Annotated in this window: 1 rRNA gene; it reads right to left on the bottom strand. The window is 53.8% G+C overall.

From position 1 onward, the window contains the following. Positions 1 to 247: ribosomal RNA gene (locus tag KI210_RS08645) — 16S ribosomal RNA — on the bottom strand; the annotation flags it as partial.

Below are 247 nucleotides of genomic sequence, written 5' to 3'. Positions count from 1 at the left end.
TTCCCTACTGCTGCCTCCCGTAGGAGTTTGGGCCGTGTCTCAGTCCCAATGTGGCCGATCAGTCTCTCAACTCGGCTATGCATCGTCGCCTTGGTAAGCCGTTACCTTACCAACTAGCTAATGCACCGCGGGCCCATCCTTTAGCGACAGCTTGCGCCGCCTTTTAAACACTCGCCATGCAGCTTGTGTTTTTATCCGGTATTAGCACCTGTTTCCAAGTGGTATCCCAGTCTTAAGGGCAGGTTGC

The organism is Lactobacillus corticis, assembly GCF_018327645.1.
Classification (GTDB): domain Bacteria; phylum Bacillota; class Bacilli; order Lactobacillales; family Lactobacillaceae; genus Lactobacillus; species Lactobacillus corticis.
The sequence above is the reverse complement of the archived record's forward strand: the minus strand, read 5'-3'. Positions and strand labels throughout refer to the sequence as shown.